The organism is Candidatus Macondimonas diazotrophica, assembly GCF_004684205.1.
Lineage (GTDB): Bacteria > Pseudomonadota > Gammaproteobacteria > UBA5335 > UBA5335 > Macondimonas > Macondimonas diazotrophica.
The window spans coordinates 18,912-34,677 of sequence record NZ_SRIO01000013.1 but is presented as its reverse complement, the minus strand read 5'-3'; the positions used below and the strand labels follow the sequence as shown (position 1 = coordinate 34,677).

15 protein-coding genes and 1 tRNA gene are annotated in these 15,766 nt (G+C 62.9%); 3 read left to right on the top strand and 13 right to left on the bottom strand.

The window, feature by feature from the left end:
* Positions 1 to 36 precede the first annotated feature (36 nt).
* Both rlmB and rnr read right to left on the bottom strand, forming a co-directional pair.
* Entirely contained in the window at positions 37 to 768 is a 732-nt protein-coding gene (gene rlmB / locus E4680_RS10080; protein WP_135282282.1) for a 23S rRNA (guanosine(2251)-2'-O)-methyltransferase RlmB, read from the bottom strand.
* Between the two features lie 49 nt (positions 769 to 817).
* Positions 818 to 3,154, bottom strand: a complete 2,337-nt coding sequence (rnr, locus tag E4680_RS10075; protein ID WP_135282281.1) for a ribonuclease R — start codon at positions 3,152 to 3,154, stop codon at positions 818 to 820.
* A gap of 120 nt (positions 3,155 to 3,274) precedes the next feature.
* Between rnr and E4680_RS10070 the strand changes: the two genes are divergently transcribed.
* A tRNA-Leu gene (locus E4680_RS10070) sits at positions 3,275 to 3,361 on the top strand.
* A 77-nt stretch (positions 3,362 to 3,438) separates the two neighbouring features.
* Here the strand turns inward: E4680_RS10070 and E4680_RS10065 are convergent.
* The 9 genes from E4680_RS10065 to mutL form a co-directional block, all read right to left on the bottom strand.
* Positions 3,439 to 4,731 (bottom strand): adenylosuccinate synthase, encoded by a 1,293-nt coding sequence (locus E4680_RS10065; RefSeq protein ID WP_135282280.1) that lies wholly within the window; start codon positions 4,729 to 4,731, stop codon positions 3,439 to 3,441.
* 42 nt (positions 4,732 to 4,773) lie between these two features.
* The gene (locus E4680_RS10060; RefSeq protein WP_135282279.1) at positions 4,774 to 5,970 is read right to left on the bottom strand and encodes an ATP phosphoribosyltransferase regulatory subunit; all 1,197 of its coding nucleotides are present in this window, start codon (positions 5,968 to 5,970) and stop codon (positions 4,774 to 4,776) included.
* 19 nt (positions 5,971 to 5,989) lie between these two features.
* Entirely contained in the window at positions 5,990 to 6,175 is a 186-nt protein-coding gene (locus E4680_RS10055; RefSeq protein WP_135282278.1) for a DUF2065 domain-containing protein, read from the bottom strand.
* 6 nt (positions 6,176 to 6,181) lie between these two features.
* Entirely contained in the window at positions 6,182 to 7,057 is an 876-nt protein-coding gene (gene hflC / locus E4680_RS10050; protein ID WP_240696182.1) for a protease modulator HflC, read from the bottom strand.
* An 11-nt stretch (positions 7,058 to 7,068) separates the two neighbouring features.
* Positions 7,069 to 8,184, bottom strand: coding sequence for an FtsH protease activity modulator HflK (hflK, locus tag E4680_RS10045; protein WP_135282276.1), 1,116 nt, complete (start codon positions 8,182 to 8,184; stop codon positions 7,069 to 7,071).
* A gap of 63 nt (positions 8,185 to 8,247) precedes the next feature.
* Positions 8,248 to 9,534: a ribosome rescue GTPase HflX gene (gene hflX, locus E4680_RS10040; RefSeq protein WP_135282275.1), complete on the bottom strand. Its 1,287-nt coding sequence runs from the start codon at positions 9,532 to 9,534 to the stop codon at positions 8,248 to 8,250.
* Positions 9,535 to 9,565: 31 nt separating this feature from the next.
* Positions 9,566 to 9,823 carry an RNA chaperone Hfq gene (gene hfq / locus E4680_RS10035; protein ID WP_135282274.1) on the bottom strand — a complete coding sequence of 86 codons (258 nt, stop codon included), beginning with the start codon at positions 9,821 to 9,823 and terminating at the stop codon, positions 9,566 to 9,568.
* A gap of 144 nt (positions 9,824 to 9,967) precedes the next feature.
* Positions 9,968 to 10,915 carry a tRNA (adenosine(37)-N6)-dimethylallyltransferase MiaA gene (miaA, locus tag E4680_RS10030; RefSeq protein ID WP_240696181.1) on the bottom strand — a complete coding sequence of 316 codons (948 nt, stop codon included), beginning with the start codon at positions 10,913 to 10,915 and terminating at the stop codon, positions 9,968 to 9,970.
* A gap of 1 nt (position 10,916) precedes the next feature.
* A complete protein-coding gene (mutL, locus tag E4680_RS10025; RefSeq protein ID WP_135282272.1) occupies positions 10,917 to 12,728 on the bottom strand; it encodes a DNA mismatch repair endonuclease MutL in 1,812 nt (603 codons plus the stop codon).
* Between the two features lie 103 nt (positions 12,729 to 12,831).
* Between mutL and E4680_RS10020 the strand changes: the two genes are divergently transcribed.
* Positions 12,832 to 13,371, top strand: coding sequence for an NUDIX hydrolase (locus E4680_RS10020; protein WP_135282271.1), 540 nt, complete (start codon positions 12,832 to 12,834; stop codon positions 13,369 to 13,371).
* Between the two features lie 85 nt (positions 13,372 to 13,456).
* On the top strand, positions 13,457 to 13,780 hold the full coding sequence (gene fdxA, locus E4680_RS10015) for a ferredoxin FdxA (protein ID WP_135282270.1): 324 nt from the start codon (positions 13,457 to 13,459) through the stop codon (positions 13,778 to 13,780).
* Positions 13,781 to 13,791: 11 nt separating this feature from the next.
* Here the strand turns inward: fdxA and xerD are convergent, their stop codons facing one another.
* A complete protein-coding gene (gene xerD / locus E4680_RS10010; protein ID WP_135282269.1) occupies positions 13,792 to 14,679 on the bottom strand; it encodes a site-specific tyrosine recombinase XerD in 888 nt (295 codons plus the stop codon).
* Complete coding sequence (locus tag E4680_RS10005) at positions 14,676 to 15,746, bottom strand: GGDEF domain-containing protein (RefSeq protein WP_135282268.1); 1,071 nt, start codon at positions 15,744 to 15,746, stop codon at positions 14,676 to 14,678. The genes xerD and E4680_RS10005 overlap by 4 nt, the downstream gene beginning before the upstream one ends.
* Positions 15,747 to 15,766 lie beyond the last annotated feature (20 nt).

Here is a 15,766-nt window from a genome sequence, read left to right as displayed (position 1 = left end):
GCTGATGGGGCGTCGCCCCAGCCCCTGGCGAACCACTCAGTCCGCTGTCAAACGCCGGCGGCGGGTTTCGAACAGCACGACGCCGGCGGCAACCGACACGTTCAGGCTCTCGGCCGCGGCATCCAGCGGGATGGTGACGCGCAGGTCGCAGGCTTCCTGCGTCAGACGCCGCAAGCCGCTGCCTTCGGCGCCGAGCACCCACACCAGCGGACCGGACAGATCAGCCTGATACAGGCTTTCCTCGGCATGGGCATCGGCGCCGAGGATGCGGAAACCGGCGTCCCCGAGCATGCGCAAGGTCCGCGCCAGATTCGTGACCTGGAATAGCGGCACATGCTCGGCCGCGCCGACGGCGACCTTGCGCACCACCGGCGTCAGCCCGACGGCCCGATCGGCCGGGACGATTACCCCTTGAACACCCGCCGCCCAGGCCGTGCGCAGACAGGCGCCGAGATTGTGCGGGTCCTGAACGCCGTCCAGCGCCAACAGCAACGGCGCTTCACCCCATGCCGACAGGCGTTCCTGCAGATCCGCTTCCCCCAGGCGGGCGGGCGGGATGGCCCAGGCCACCAGCCCTTGGTGACGCAGGCCAGGCAGGCGCGCGTCCAGCGTCCGCCGCGGCATCACCTCGACCGTGATCCCACGGCTCGCCGCCTGTGCCAGGACCGTCGCCACCCGATCCTCCCGGCGGCTGTCCTGGACCCAGATCGCGCGCACCCGATCGGCCTCGGTTTCAATCAGTGCGAGGACGGCATGCAGCCCAAACACACCCTGCGTACCCGCGGGCGTCCGCTCGGCAGCCCTTTCTTGGGACGAGTCAGCCCTTCTTTTCCTTGCCTTTGACCTTGCGTCGCTTGCGGGGCCGGCGACGTTTCCCTTTTTCGCCGTTTTCGCTGGACTCGGATGCCGTTCGTGCGGAGACTCTGCGCTTTTGGGCTCGGGCCTCGGTGCCATCGCCGGCTTCTTGGCCCTTTTCCGGAGGGGCGAGTTCAAAGTCGATTTTGCGTTCATCGAGATTCACTTGGATCAGGCGCACCCGGATCCGATCGCCGAGCCGGTAGATGTGCCCGCTACGCTCGCCGCGCAGGCGATGATGGATCGGATCGTGTTGATAGTAGTCGTTCGACAGCGAGGTCACATGAACCAGACCCTCGACGAAAACCTCATCGAGCAGCACGAACAGCCCGAACCCGGTGACCGCGTTGATGCGGCCTTCGAAGACTTCGCCGACACGCTCAAGCATGAATTCACACTTGAGCCAGTCCGCAACATCCCGGGTCGCCTCATCGGCGCGCCGTTCGGTCAGAGAGCATTGTTCGGCGATTCGTTCGAGTTCTGTCGTGGTCAAGGGATAGTTGTCCACCGTCCCGCCCTGCAGGACGTGCCGAATACCGCGATGGACGATCAGGTCCGGATAGCGCCGGATCGGTGAGGTGAAATGGGTATAGGCCGCCAGCGACAGACCGAAGTGTCCATCGTTGGATACGGTGTATTCGGCGCGGCTGAGCGAACGCAGGAGAACCGGCTCGATCAGGTGGCGATCCTCGCGCGTTTCCAGCGCCGAAAGGACCTTGGAGTAATCCTGCGGAGTGGGTTTATCGCCACCTCCCAGCGACAAGCCGAATCCACCGAGGAAGGCGCGTAGCTCTTCGAGCCGCTCCGTCGAAGGCGGTGCGTGCACCCGGTACAGCGCGGGGATCCGGTGCTCGCTAAGGAAACGCGCCGCCGCCACGTTGGCGGCAATCATGCACTCCTCGATCATGCGATGGGCATCATGGCGCAGGAACGGAACGATGCGCGAGATCTTGCGATCCGGACCGAATTCGACCACCGTTTCCGCGCTGCCGAAATCGAGCGCGCCGCGTCGCTCGCGGGCTTGCCGCAACAGCTGGTAGAGGCTATTCAGGTCATCCAGATGGTCAGTGAGTGCCTTGAACCGCTCACGCGTCTGCGCATCGCGTTCGATGGCGGCCTGGGCGAACTCGTCGTAGGTCAAACGCCGTGCCGAACGCATGACGCCTTCAAAGAAACGAAACCGATTGATTTCGCCTGCCGAGTCGATTTCCAGCGCACAAACCATGCAGAGCCGGTCCACCCGCGGATTGATGGAGCACAACCCGTTGGAGAGCACTTCGGGCAACATGGGCACGACCTGTTGGGGGAAATACACCGAGTTCCCCCGTTCGGCCGCCTCGGTGTCCAGCGGGTCGCCGGGACGCACGTAGTGCCCGACATCGGCAATGGCCACCAGCAGGCGCCACCCGCCGTCCTGGCCCGGCTCGCAAAATACCGCATCGTCGAAGTCGCGCGCATCCGGCCCATCGACCGTAACCAGTGGGATACCGCGAAGATCCACCCGTCCAGCCTTGTCGGCTGGATTCACCCGCGTCCCGAACCGCGTGCATTCCGCTTCCACCGCATCCGGCCAGCGCGCGGGAATGCCGTAGCTGCGGATGGCGATTTCGATTTCCATGCCGGGCGCCATGTGTTCACCCAGCACTTCGCGAATTCGGCCCAGCGGCGGGCCACGTTTGCTCGGCGGCTCGACGATATCGGCGACGACGATCTGACCATCACTGACTTCGCCCTGCCATTCGGGTGGAATGACCACCTGATGTGTCAACCGGGGATTTTCCGGCAGGACGATGCCGACACCCTGCTCCCGGTAAAATCGCCCGACCACCTGCTGGGTGTGGCGCTCAAGAACCTCGACCACGACGCCTTCGCGGCGGCCTCGCCGATCCTCACCGCGGATGCGCACCAAGACGCGATCGCCATGAAACAACTCGCGCATTTGCCGAGCCGGGAGGAAGATGTCGTCGCCCCCATCCTCGGGAACCAGGAACCCGAAGCCGTCGCGATGAGCGATGACACGACCGCGCACCAAGTGCATGCGTTCGACCAGGCCATAGGCACCTTTGCGATTGATCGCCAGCTCGCCGTCGCGAACCATGGCCATCAGCCGCCGCTCGACACCTTCCAGGGCCTCAGCGCCGGAGATCCCCCCGCGTTCGATGAGTGCTTCGCGACTCAGCGGCTCTCCGGCCTCGCTCAGGAGCATACGAAGGTATTCCCGGCTGGGCGCGGGCTCGGGATACTTCAGACGTTCCTGCTCGTAGTGGGGATCACGGGATTGCCAGTCAGCTTCAGCCATTCAAGATGTCCATCAGAAAAATTCTTATCCAAGGTTGGGCATTGTGCCCGTTGACAACCGCTTTGGGGAGTCTTAAAGTTCGCAGCCCACGGGATGGTGTTGTACGCGCCGGACCGCAGGGCCGAGATGGCGGAATTGGTAGACGCGCTAGTTTCAGGTACTAGTGGGGGAAACCCCGTGGAGGTTCAAGTCCTCTTCTCGGCACCACCTGAATTTCAAGGAGAAAGGCTTTCCATAATGGAAAGCCTTTTTTCGTGGGCGAGGTCACGACGACCCTCGCTCGCTCAATCCAGCGGATTACGCAACACAATGGTGTGATTCCGGTCCGGGCCGGTGGAAATCATGTCCACGGGCACGCCAACGATTTCTTCAATGCGGCGCAGATAATCACGCGCGGCCCCTGGCAGTTCATCCAAACTGCGCAAACCCAAGGTGCTGGCGCGCCAGCCGGGCATTTCTTCGTAGATCGGCTGGCAGTCGGCAACCGCCTCTGCGCCGATCGGCAGAGAATCCATCGGCTCGCCGTCCACCCGATAACCAACCGCGATGCGGATGGCGTCGAGCTCATCCAAGACATCCAACTTAGTGATGCACAATGCAGTAAGGCTGTTCATCACCACACTCCGGCGTAAAGCGGGTGCGTCGAACCAGCCGCAGCGACGCGGACGTCCTGTGGTGGAGCCGAACTCATGCCCGCGCTGCGCCAAATGGCTGCCGTTCTCATCCAACAGTTCAGTCGGGAAGGGGCCAGCCCCGACACGCGTGGTATAGGCCTTGACGATCCCCAGAATGTCGTCAAAAGATGCAGGGCCGACGCCCGAACCCGTGGCGGCGCCCCCAGCCGTAGTGTTGGACGAGGTCACGTAGGGATACGTCCCCATGTCCACGTCCAGCAACGCGCCTTGAGCGCCCTCGAACAGCACGTTCTGCCCGTCCTGGTGCAACCGGCTGATCTGTGCCGATACGTCGATCACCATCGGCTTCAGGGTTTCCGCCACGATGAGCAGCGATTCCAGGATCTCCTGGAAATCGACCACATCCGTCTTGTAGTAATGGCGCAGCACGAAGTTGTGGTAGTCGAGCAGCTCACCAAGCTTGGCGGCCAGCCGTTCCCGGTGAAACAGATCGCCCACCCGCACCCCACGTCGGGCAACCTTGTCTTCATAGGCCGGACCGATGCCGCGGCCGGTGGTACCGATGGCAAACGCGCCGCGGGCCTGTTCTCGCGCGCGGTCCAAGGCGACATGGGACGGCAAGACCAGCGGGCACGCGGGGCTGATGCGCAAACGTGCAGGCGCATCGACGTTTTGTTCGGCCAGCGTCTGAATCTCTTCCAACAGCGCCGGCGGGGATACCACAACGCCGTTGCCGATGAGGCACTGCACACCGTCATGCAGGATGCCGGACGGGATAAGATGCAGGACCGTCTTCTTACCGTCGATGACCAGGGTATGGCCGGCGTTGTGCCCGCCTTGGAAGCGCACCACTGCGGCGCAGCGCTCCGTCAGGAGATCAACGATCTTGCCCTTGCCTTCGTCACCCCACTGGGCGCCGATCACGATGACGTTCTTACCCATGATGTCCTTCTATGCAGTCCCCGCCCCATCGCGGTGGATGGTTCACGAATTCCACGCTTCCACACGCCATTGCCCGTCGCGCAGCACGAGATGGCGATCGATCTGCAGCCCGCATGGCTGCGTCGTATGATCTTCTCCCAATGCGCGCACAACTCGCTCGCCCTGATGACGCAAGGCCGCAACCGCCGTTTCCAATGCGCTGTCCCGGCCGGCCGCCGGGGCCCATATCGCCGCCGTTGAGCGCTCGGCATGCGTCCGGCCGACATCGTACAAGACGTGCACGTCGGCGCTGAAGCCGGTCGCCGGGCGGGCACGACCAAAGACCTCGCCCACATGGTCGTAACGACCGCCTCGCGCCAAATCCTGGCCGCGACCCGCCTGGAACGCCGCAAACACCATACCGGTGTGGTAGTCGTAACCGCGCAGCTCAGCCAGATCCAGGTGAACGGTGACCTCGGGATAACGCGTCGCGATACACGCGGCGAGGTGCCCCAGCTCCTTCAATGCCCGCTCCACGCCCTCACCGGCGCCCGCCAGCGTTGCACGCGCTCGTGGCAAGATGTCCTGTGGCCCATTGAGATCGGGCAACGCCCACAGCCAGCCCGCCAGGTCCCGCGACATGGAATGCGCGTCCAGAAACTCGCGCAGCTCCGGCATGGTCTTGCGCTGAATCAGATCGAACAGACGGCGTTCGTCCTGCCCGTCCAGTCCCGCATCGTGCACCAGCGCGCGATAAATGCCAACGTGACCCAAATCCAGATGCAGATCGGTGATACCGGCGCACCCCAAGGTCTCGATCATAAGTGACATGATCTCGAGATCACTGTGGGTGCTCGCGTCGCCGAACAACTCGGCCCCGACCTGCAGCGGACAACGCGAACCGCTGAGGCCATCGGCGCGCGTATGCAGGACTGGCCCGAGATAGCACAGTCGGCGAGGACCTTCTCCCCGCAAGACCTGAGCATCGATCCGGGCAGCCTGCGAGGTCATGTCCGCACGCACGCCCATCAGGCGGCCCGTCGATTGATCGGTCAACTTGAAGGTTTCCAGATCGAGATGGCGGCCGGTGCCCGTCAACAGCGATTCGAGATACTCGATCAACGGTGGATCGATGGCGTCATAACCCCACGACCACAACAGGTCCATGATCGCACGCCCCAGCAAGTCGATTGCTCGGGCATGGGGCGGCAGAACCTGCACCACCGCCTCGGGCAGGAGCCAGCGATTTTCGATGCTCATCGAGTCAATGCTCCTGATCTCACTGCTCGGCGCGCACGATCAGCCAGCCGACCACCAGACTGACCAGACCGAGAATCCGCGCCATGGCCGGCGGCAAATTGCTGAGCTGTGCCAATCCGCGCTGCCACAAACGCGGCGCCGCGACGGGCAGCACCCCCTCCAGCACCAGCACCAGACCGAGCGCCGTAATCAACTCCTGCGCCATGTCGATTCAGCGCCCGGCAGGTGAAGCCGGTGCCTTGGACAACGATCTGAAATAATCGAAGAACCCTTCCTCGGTGGAGAGCACCATCGTCGTATCGCCCTCCGCAAAAGCCTGACGGTAGGCCTGCAGGCTGCGGTAGAATGCGTAAAATTCGGGGGCGGTGCGGTGCGCCTCAGCAAACACCTCTGCGGCGAGCCGGTCGCCTTCACCACGCAAACGTTCGGCGTCGCGATAGGCTTCGGCCAGCATCACTTCACGCTGACGATCTGCTTCGGCCCGAACAGCCTCGGCCGCTTCGCCGCCTTCCGCGCGCAGCTCGCGCGCCGTTCGCGCGCGTTCGGCCTCCATTCGGGCGAAGACGGAACTGCTCACCTCATTGGGCAAATCCATACGCTTGATCCGCACTTCCTTGACTTCAATCCCCAGTTCGCTGCTCTGGCGTGTCGCCAACGTGGTCATGGTTTCCACCAGATTGGCCCGATCCCCGGAGACCGCCTCTTGCACCGTGCGCCGACCGAATTCGCTGCGCAGACCATCCTTGACGATCTGCTCCAGCCGCTGCGCAGCAACGAACTCATTGCCGCCGGTCGCGCGGTAATAGCGCGCGACATCGTCGATCCGCCACTTGACGTAGAAATCCACGATCAGGTTTTTCTTTTCTTGCGTCAGAAACCGCTCCGGCGGAATATCGAGGGTCTGCAGACGGCCATCAAAAATACGGGCGCTGTCGATCAGCGGCACCTTGAGATGCAGCCCCGGCGAGACATTGGTTTCGACCATTTCGCCCAAACGCAGCAGGATGGCCCGATCACGGATATCCACGATGTAAAAGGCGCTTGATCCCATCAACAAGGCCAGCAGCACGATCGCGCCAGCCGTCATGCCCAGTCCTCTCATCGCACCACCCCACGACTGCTGCGCTCATATCTCGACGGCGTTTCTCGCGGCGTTCCTCGCGCCGGATCTGCGGGCGCTGTTCCCGCTGAGGACGGCGCCGCAAGCTCAGGAGCTTGTTTCAGCCACTTGTCCAAGGGCAGGTACATCACATTGCTGCCGCCGTTGTTGTTCACCATGATCTTCGGATTGAGCCGCAGCACCTCTTCCATGGTCTCGAGGTACAAACGCTCACGCATTACATTCGGCGCCTTCCGGTATTCGCTTGCCAATGCGAGGAAGCGATCGCTTTCCCCCTGCGCTTCAGCCACCCTCCGCTCGCGATAGGCCTGCGCCTCCTCCATCTGCCGGGCCACGGCACCGCGCGCCTCGGGCACGATCGCGTTGGCATAGGCATAGGCTTCATTGATGATGCGCTGCTTGTCTTCACGCGCCTTGATGGCATCCTCAAACGCCGACTGCACCTGCTCGGGCGGTTGCGCATCCTGAAGATTGACCGAGGTCACGACCAGACCCGCACCATAGCTGTCCAGCGTCGTCTGCAACAGACTCTGCGTCCGCGACGCGACTTCGCTGCGTCCCTCGCCGAGCACGAAATCCATCGTGCTGGTGCCCACCACTTCACGCACCGCGCTGACCGTGGCATCCCGCAGCGTACCCTCGGGCTCTCGGACATTGAACAGAAAATCGCGAGCATTCCCCACCCGGTACTGCACGGCGACTTCCACATTGACGATATTCTCGTCTCGCGTGAGCATCAGGCCTTTGTGTGTGCTGGTCCGAATGCTGTCGACATTGACTTTCTGCACACGCTCGATGGGATAGGGCAAATGCCACCGCGGACCCTCGGTGGTGATGCGCTCGAACTCGCCGAACCGCAACACGACCCCGCGTTCGGCCGGGTCGATGATATACAGCCCGGACAGGAGCCACAGCACGGCGACGCCTGCGAGTAACAGACCGAGCCCGGCGGCGCTGCCGCCACCTCCGCCGGAACCCCAACTCGGCAGGCGCTGGCGCAGTTTCTTGAGGAGCTCATCCAAATCGGGCGGACCACCCGAGTTGCGATTCTGTCCGCCCCAGGGGTCGCGTCCACCTGGTTCATTCCACGCCATGAAAACCCTCTCCCACCGTAGGTTTAGAAGCTGCTTGCCCGCCGCGAGCCAGCCCGGGGCATTCTAGGGATGACCCGCCGCAGGGGCAACCAGGCCCATGTCGTCCACGGGCTTTTGCACCAGCTCCGCCAGACGAGCAGGAGGGGCATCCACTTCCAGCAGCCATCCCGATTCATCGACGCGCTCATCACATACGGCGCCCGCCGCATACAGACGCGCCCGCGTTCCGCCTTCGGCATGATCCAGCCGAAGCCAGTGGCGGTGACTCACGCCCTGGAAGTGCCGGCGAATTGCGGTCCGCAACCCATCCAGCCCCGCGCTGGTATGGGCGGATACATCCACCTGCACGATCCGGCCTGCGGCATCTTCCCGCATCGCATTCGGCCAACCCGCCAAGTCGATCTTGTTGAAGACACACAATCTGGGAATTTCTCCCGCGCCGATCTGGTCCAGTACCTCGTTCACTGCAATCTGCTGCGAATCCGCTTCGTCATCCGACGCATCGATCACCTGCAGCAGAAGGTCGGCCTGACGGGTTTCTTCCAGCGTAGCCCGAAATGCAGCCACCAGCTCATGCGGCAGATCCCGAATGAACCCGACGGTGTCGACCACCACCACCCGCAGCGTACCCAGATCCAACTGGCGCGCAGTCGGATCGAGCGTGGCAAAGAGCTGGTCTGCCGCATAGCCTTGCGCGCCGGTCATCGCATTGAACAGCGTCGATTTTCCCGCATTGGTATACCCGACCAGCGCCACCGTGGGAACAGCGCTGCGTTGGCGCAGTGCTCGGCCTTGGCTGCGCTGCCGGCCCACGCGCAATAGGCGGCGCTCCAGCTGGGCCACCCGGGCACGCAACAGACGGCGATCACTTTCGAGCTGGGTTTCTCCCGGCCCCCGTAAGCCGATCCCGCCCTTCTGGCGCTCCAGATGCGACCATCCGCGCACCAGCCGGGTCGCCAGGTGGCGCAACTGCGCGAGTTCGACTTGCAACTTGCCTTCAAAGGAACGAGCACGCTGGGCGAAGATATCCAGAATCAAGCCGGTTCGATCCAGGACCCGGCACTGGATCAGTGCCTCCAGATTGCGCTCCTGACTGGGGGACAGGGGATGGTTGACCAAAACCAGACCCGCACCGGTTTCCTGAACCTTGGCCCGAACTTCCTCGGCCTTGCCGGTCCCGACGAAGTACTTCGGTTCGGGCGTGACCCGCTGGCCGCCGACACGCGCGACGATCTGGGCCCCGGCGGAACACGCGAGGTCCTCGAACTCAAGGTGCACAGCAGGATCTCGTATGCCGATATCGAGGCTGACCAGCACACACCGCGGATCGATAACGGGGCGTTCGAACATCGGCGCCCCGCTCAGGAAGACTCAGTCAGAATCAAAAATTCCCATCACTGGCGCCGGCATCTGCACCATCCGGCTCACTCAACTTGACATTGCGCGAAGGAACGATCGTCGAAATGGCGTGCTTATAGACCATCTGGCTCACCGTATTTTTCAGCAGAACCACGAATTGATCGAACGAGTCGATGTGCCCCTGCAACTTGATCCCGTTGACCAGGTAAATCGAGACGGGGATACGCTCTTTGCGTAACGCATTGAGGAAAGGCTCCTGCAAAGACTGTCCTTTCGCCATGATATCACTCCAACATTGTTATTATGGTCGCCCGCCTCGGGCCGGGCGGCGCCGCGTAGATTAAAAATAATGATTATGGGACCCAGCCCTACCGCTCCCGTCCAGAGCGCCTGAAAATCATAGCATGTTTGACATTACATGCGTTTATCCAAGTGATTCAAAACGCCGCTGAAAATCCGCTACCGCCCTGGTTCTGGCTGTCTCATCAGCGGGATCCAGCATATCCACGGCCGTCAGCGGACGCATCGCGGTGATCTGCCGCTTGGCAAACTGCCGCGTCGCCTCCAGAACAGCCTGAAACAACCGCTCGCGAGGCAATCGTCCGTCCAGGCAGGTCCAGACCTGCCGATAGCCGACTGCGCGCAAGGCCGGAAGATCGGGATGCAGATCGGATCGTGCGCGCAGGCCAGCCACCTCCTCGACGAATCCGGCAGCGAACATCGCCTCCAATCGCTGGGCAATGCGCCGATGCAGCCAATCGCGATGATCCGGTATCAGCACCAGCGTGCGCAGGGCGAGCCCCTGGTGACGCGCGCGCGTCCAATGCACGCTCAGCGGAATACCGGTCACTTCCCAGACCTCCAAGGCCCGCTGGATGCGCTGGGCATCATGAGGGTGAATCCGCTGGCCTGCTGCCGGATCGATGCGCACAAGCTCGGCATGCAGCGATGGCCATCCAAGATGCGCTGCGCGCTCAGCGAGTTTATCCCGCACTCCGGGCACTGCAGGAGGCAAGGGCGCCAAGCCGTCGCGCAGCGCCCGGTAATAGAGCCACGTGCCGCCGACCAAGAGCGGAATGCGACCGGCTCGCCGGATGGCCCGAATGACCGCCTGCGCCTCTTCAACGAAACGGCCCGCTGAATAGGCTTCAGCCGGATCCACAACGTCAAAGAGGTGATGCGGGATACGTTGCCGCACAGCAAGCTCGGGCTTGGCCGTACCGATATCCATGCCGCGATAGACCTGCGCCGAATCCATGTTGACGATATCGACCGGACCCTGCTCCGCCAAGGCCAGTGCAAGATCGGTCTTTCCACTCGCGGTTGGCCCAAGCAACGCCAAGGCATCATACCGGCCGGCGCTTGACCCCAACTCAACGTCCACGCAGAAACAGACGATCGAGCGCGGCGCGATCCAGCTGCACCCAGGTCGGACGCCCATGATTGCATTGACCCGAGCGCTCGGTTCGTTCCATGTCGCGAAGCAGTGCATCCAGCTCCGGCACGGTCAACGCCCGTCCTGCGCGCACCGCACCATGGCACGCCAGGGAGGCCATGAGTGCATGGTGCTGCGCTTCTACACGATCGGTTCGGCCCTGATGCATGAGATCAGCCAGCAGATCCCGGAACAGCCCGACCGGATCCTGCATCGGCAGGCCCGCGGGCAAGGCCCGCAGCGTGACGTTCGCCGGGCCGGTGCGATCGACCAGTAGCCCGAAGGCTGTCCATTCTGGCGCCCAGCGCTCCACCCAATCCGCTTCAGTAATATTCAGGGTGATTTCGACCGGAACGAGCAAGGACTGGGATGCCGGCCCGCCATCAGCAGCGGCGCGTTTGAGCCGCTCGTAAAGAATGCGTTCATGCGCCGCGTGGATATCCACCACCACCAGCCCGGCGGCATTCTGTGCCAGCAGGTAGATCCCATGGAGCTGCCCCAAGGCAAACCCGAGCGGTTGCTCATCGGGCCGGGCGGCCCGGTCGGCCATCGAACCGTCGCTGGCGGGTGCTGGCGCTGCCGCGAGGGGCGACGCCACATCCCAGCCAGCCGCTGCCATGCCGCCCTTCGGTATGGCCGATGCGTAACGAGGCGCCGACTCCGCCACCTTCAGGGGCAAGGGATCCTGCCTCGGCGCCAGCGCTGGGGTTGGCATGGGAATCTCGGTTACGACATGGCCTGCCTCAGCGCCCGGGCGCACCGCAGCCAGCGCATCTTGCAGACTGCGGGCCAGGAAATCGTGGGTCTGGCGCGCATCCCGCAGGCGGATCTCATGCTTAGCCGGATGCACATTCACGTCCACCGACGCCGGATCCAGTGTCAGATGCAGGACATAGGCCGGATGCCGCTGATGATGAAGCACATCGCGATAGGCATGGCGAACCGCATGGGCTAGCCCCTTGTCCCGGATCCAGCGGCCATTGACAAACAGATGCTGAACATCGCCCTGGGCGCGCGAGAACGCCGGTGCGGCGATCCAGCCCGAGAGGGCGATGGCGGCACGCTCATGACGCACATGCAGGGCATGACGCAAGAAATCCTCACCCAGCAGGATCGCAAGCCGGCTTTCCACACTCACCGGCTCGGTGGCCGGTGGAAGCTGCCAAAGGGTACGCCCGTTGTGAATCAACGTCAGTCCGGCTTCGGGCTCGGCCAGCGCCAGCTGCAACACGGTGCGCGCCAGGTGGTCGAATTCGGTCCGCTCGCTGCGCAGAAATTTGCGTCGCGCCGGCGTGTTGTGAAACAGATCACGAACGCTGACCCGGGTTCCCGGCGGATGAGGCGCCGGAATCGGTTCGCTCAGCCCGCCATCGTGGCACTCCACCCGCCAGGCATGCGGACTGTGGGCCATGCGGGACGTCAGACTGAAACGCGAGACGGCCGCAATGCTCGGCAGAGCTTCGCCGCGAAAGCCAAGCGTGGCGATGCGTTCGAGGTCGGCAAGGTGTCGGATCTTGCTGGTGGCATGGCGCTCCAGTGCCAAGGGCAGTTCCTCGGGCGCCATTCCCGCGCCGTCATCGGTAACGCGGATCAACCCGATTCCGCCACGCTCCACCTCGATGCGGATCCGTCGCGCACCGGCGTCCAGGCTGTTCTCGACGAGTTCCTTGACGACCGAAGCCGGGCGCGCCACCACCTCGCCGGCGGCGATCTGGTTGATCAATGCATCAGGCAGGCGAACAATCGACATTCCGAGTGATTTTACCAGAGCCCCTGCATTCGGGGATGGACAGCACCCGACGGGGATGGGACCATGACGGAGTGAACCCTTCACCCCTCGCACCCAGCCAGCCATGAAATTCTGTCCCCGTTGCGCCCAGCCGGTCGTTCGCAGGATTCCCGAAGGGGATCATCTGATTCGCTCTGTGTGCGAGTCCTGCAATCTGGTTCATTATGACAATCCGCGCATGATCGTCGGCTGTGTTCCCGTTTGGGAGGACCGGGTACTGCTGTGTCGCCGGGCCATTCATCCGCGACGTGGCTACTGGACGCTGCCGGCCGGCTTTCTCGAGAACGGCGAAACGACCCGTCAGGGTGCGGCGCGTGAAACGCTGGAAGAGGCAAATGCGCGCGTCGAGATCGAATCATTCTATCGCCTGTTCGACTTGCCGCACATTCATCAGATCTACGTGTTCTTCCGTGCGCGCCTGTTGGACCTCGACTTCTCGCCAGGCGCCGAATCACTCGAAACCAGGCTGTTCGCGGAAGCCCAAATACCTTGGGACGATCTAGCCTTTCGCACCATGAAGCTGACACTCGAAGACTACTTCAAGGATCGACGTGAAGGCACTTATCCGCCGCTCGATGTGAATGTCGACCCCGGAGCCCGTTAACGCCGGACTCGCCAGCTGCCCCCCGAACCGCTAGAATTCGGCCCCCAGCGATCCCAACAGACAGAACCACTCTTGGAGAGGGCTCATGACTTACGTCGTCACCGAGAACTGCATCAAATGCAAATACACCGATTGCGTGGAAGTCTGTCCGGTTGATTGCTTCCACGAAGGCCCCAACATGCTGGTCATCGACCCCGAGGAATGCATCGATTGCACGCTGTGCGAACCGGAATGCCCGGCCCAGGCGATCTTTTCGGAAGATGATCTCAGCAACGAGCAGGCGCCGTTCCTGGCCTTGAATGCCGAGCTGTCGAAAGAATGGCCTGTATTGACCGAGAAGAAGGATCCACCGCCCGATGCGGAGGAATGGGACGGAAAACCCGGCAAGAAAGACCTGCTGGAGCGTTGAGAAACCTCCGCTCATCCACGCGGATGATGCGCCGCGTGGAGGGCTTTCAACCGCGCTTGGGCGACATGGGTATAAATCTGCGTGGTCGATAGGTCGCTGTGGCCCAGCAGCAGCTGCACCATGCGCAGATCAGCCCCATGATCAAGCAGATGGGTCGCGAATGCATGGCGCAAGTCATGCGGTGAAAAGCGTTTGCGAATACCGGCCACCTGCCCCAGCGCACGCAACCGATGCCAGCAGGCTTGCCGGGTCAGTGGCCTGCCCCTCCGTCCGGGGAACAAGGCATCACCACCTCGAACGGGTAGGAAAGCGGGGCGTGCCTCGGTGAGGTAGCGGGCCACCCAGTGCAATGCTTCTTCGCCCATCGGGACCAGACGCTCCTTGCGGCCCTTTCCTTGAATGCGGATCCACCCCACGCGCAGATCGATTTGTCCGAGCACCAAACCCACCAGCTCGGACACCCGAACGCCGGTGGCATAGAGCAATTCCAGCATGGCGCGATCGCGCAATCCAATGGCGGTATCGAGCGCTGGCGCCCTCAGCAGCGCATCGACATCCGCTTCGCTCAAAACCTGCGGCAGCCGGCGTGGCAGGCGAGGTGATTGGAGATCGGTCGTGGGATCGCCACATTGCCCATGTCGGGACGCATCGCCATAGAACTGTCGCCACGCTGAAATCTGGCGCGCGATCGAGCGGGTGCTGGCATGCTGTCGCAAACGATCCGCAAGATAATCCTGCAGCTCGGCAGGCCCTGCCGAAGCCAGATCCAGACCACAGCGCGCCAGCCATCCGGAAAGCATCATCAGATCGCGCCGATAGGCGGCAACGGTATGCACGGACACGCCACGCTCGCTCCACAGACGAGCGAGAAATGCTTCGATGCGCGCCGCATCGGTCATGACAGACCGGGAGCCGTCGACGCAGCCTCGCTTTTCGCCCTGCCGGCATTCATCCGGGCCAAAGCATCGGTCAGCAGGCGGCCGTAGTCCCCACCATCGCCAGGTGCCTGGACCTGCACCACCCGCACGTCCACAGAGCCGCCCCAGACCTGCCCCAGGCGCCTTTGCAGGCCCTGACGCAAGCGTTCGCCAACGATCACGCCATCTGCTGCGTCAGTGTCCGGCAGCAGGACCACAAAACGGTCATCATCCTGTCGGCCGCTCAGATCGTAGCTGCGCAAGCCGTATCGCAGGACTTCACCGCACGTCCGGAGTAACCGGCGCGACAGGCTGCCACGCTCGCGCCGGTCGGATTGCACGCCCGGAAGCGGGATCTCGAACAACAACAGCGTCAGCGGCCGGCCGCTCCGGGAATGCATGTTAAACATGACCTCCGCCTGCTCGGCCAGCGCCCGTCGGGTTCTTACCCCACTTAACTCGTCACTTGAACTATGGCGCTCGAGGCGTCGTCGCAGCCGCTCGCTGCGCCAAATCAACATAGCGCCATACATCGCCAGCACGGCATAAAGAAAAAGCGTCAGGAACGTCGCTGTTTCCGGCATGATGCCTCCGAACAGCGCACGGAGCGTCATGATGGCTGGAAAAACCAGCAGGCTTCCACCCAATACCGACTCCAGTGCCATGGGGCCGAAACGGAGCCCGTGGCCGAATAGCACTGTCAGCAACACCGGCGCGGTGGGGAGCGCAGGATTGGGATCATGCGCCACCATCAATCCCAGAATGAAATAGTCCAACCATAGGCTGACGGCGACCCGCCATGGCGAAATCGGCTGCAGCCGCGCCCAGATCATCATGAGCAAGACCACCCCGGCATAAACCGCAGCGATGATCAGAACCCAGTCGAGTCCCCACAGAACCGGGGCGACGGTCTCGAGACTCAGGAAATACAGCACCAGCAGCGTGAGGAAAAAGTATCGCACCCAGAACTGACGCCGCTGAGCGGACCAGGACAACTCCCGGATCGGCAGAAAGACTCGGGCGCCGCGGCCTTGCAGCGGGCTGTTCATTCAATGAACTTCTTGACGTC

Bases quoted from the DNA above. Each gene is read 5' to 3' on its own strand.
- rnr (WP_135282281.1), bottom strand. From the start codon at position 3,154: ATGGCTGAAGCTGACTGGCAATCCCGTGATCCCCACTACGAGCAGGAA.
- E4680_RS10065 (WP_135282280.1), bottom strand. From the start codon at position 4,731: ATGGGTAAGAACGTCATCGTGATCGGCGCCCAGTGGGGTGACGAAGGC.
- E4680_RS10060 (WP_135282279.1), bottom strand. From the start codon at position 5,970: ATGAGCATCGAAAATCGCTGGCTCCTGCCCGAGGCGGTGGTGCAGGTT.
- E4680_RS10055 (WP_135282278.1), bottom strand. From the start codon at position 6,175: ATGGCGCAGGAGTTGATTACGGCGCTCGGTCTGGTGCTGGTGCTGGAG.
- hflC (WP_240696182.1), bottom strand. From the start codon at position 7,057: ATGACGGCTGGCGCGATCGTGCTGCTGGCCTTGTTGATGGGATCAAGC.
- hflK (WP_135282276.1), bottom strand. From the start codon at position 8,184: ATGGCGTGGAATGAACCAGGTGGACGCGACCCCTGGGGCGGACAGAAT.
- hflX (WP_135282275.1), bottom strand. From the start codon at position 9,534: ATGTTCGAACGCCCCGTTATCGATCCGCGGTGTGTGCTGGTCAGCCTC.
- hfq (WP_135282274.1), bottom strand. From the start codon at position 9,823: ATGGCGAAAGGACAGTCTTTGCAGGAGCCTTTCCTCAATGCGTTACGC.
- mutL (WP_135282272.1), bottom strand. From the start codon at position 12,728: ATGTCGATTGTTCGCCTGCCTGATGCATTGATCAACCAGATCGCCGCC.
- E4680_RS10020 (WP_135282271.1), top strand. From the start codon at position 12,832: ATGAAATTCTGTCCCCGTTGCGCCCAGCCGGTCGTTCGCAGGATTCCC.
- fdxA (WP_135282270.1), top strand. From the start codon at position 13,457: ATGACTTACGTCGTCACCGAGAACTGCATCAAATGCAAATACACCGAT.
- xerD (WP_135282269.1), bottom strand. From the start codon at position 14,679: ATGACCGATGCGGCGCGCATCGAAGCATTTCTCGCTCGTCTGTGGAGC.
- E4680_RS10005 (WP_135282268.1), bottom strand. From the start codon at position 15,746: ATGAACAGCCCGCTGCAAGGCCGCGGCGCCCGAGTCTTTCTGCCGATC.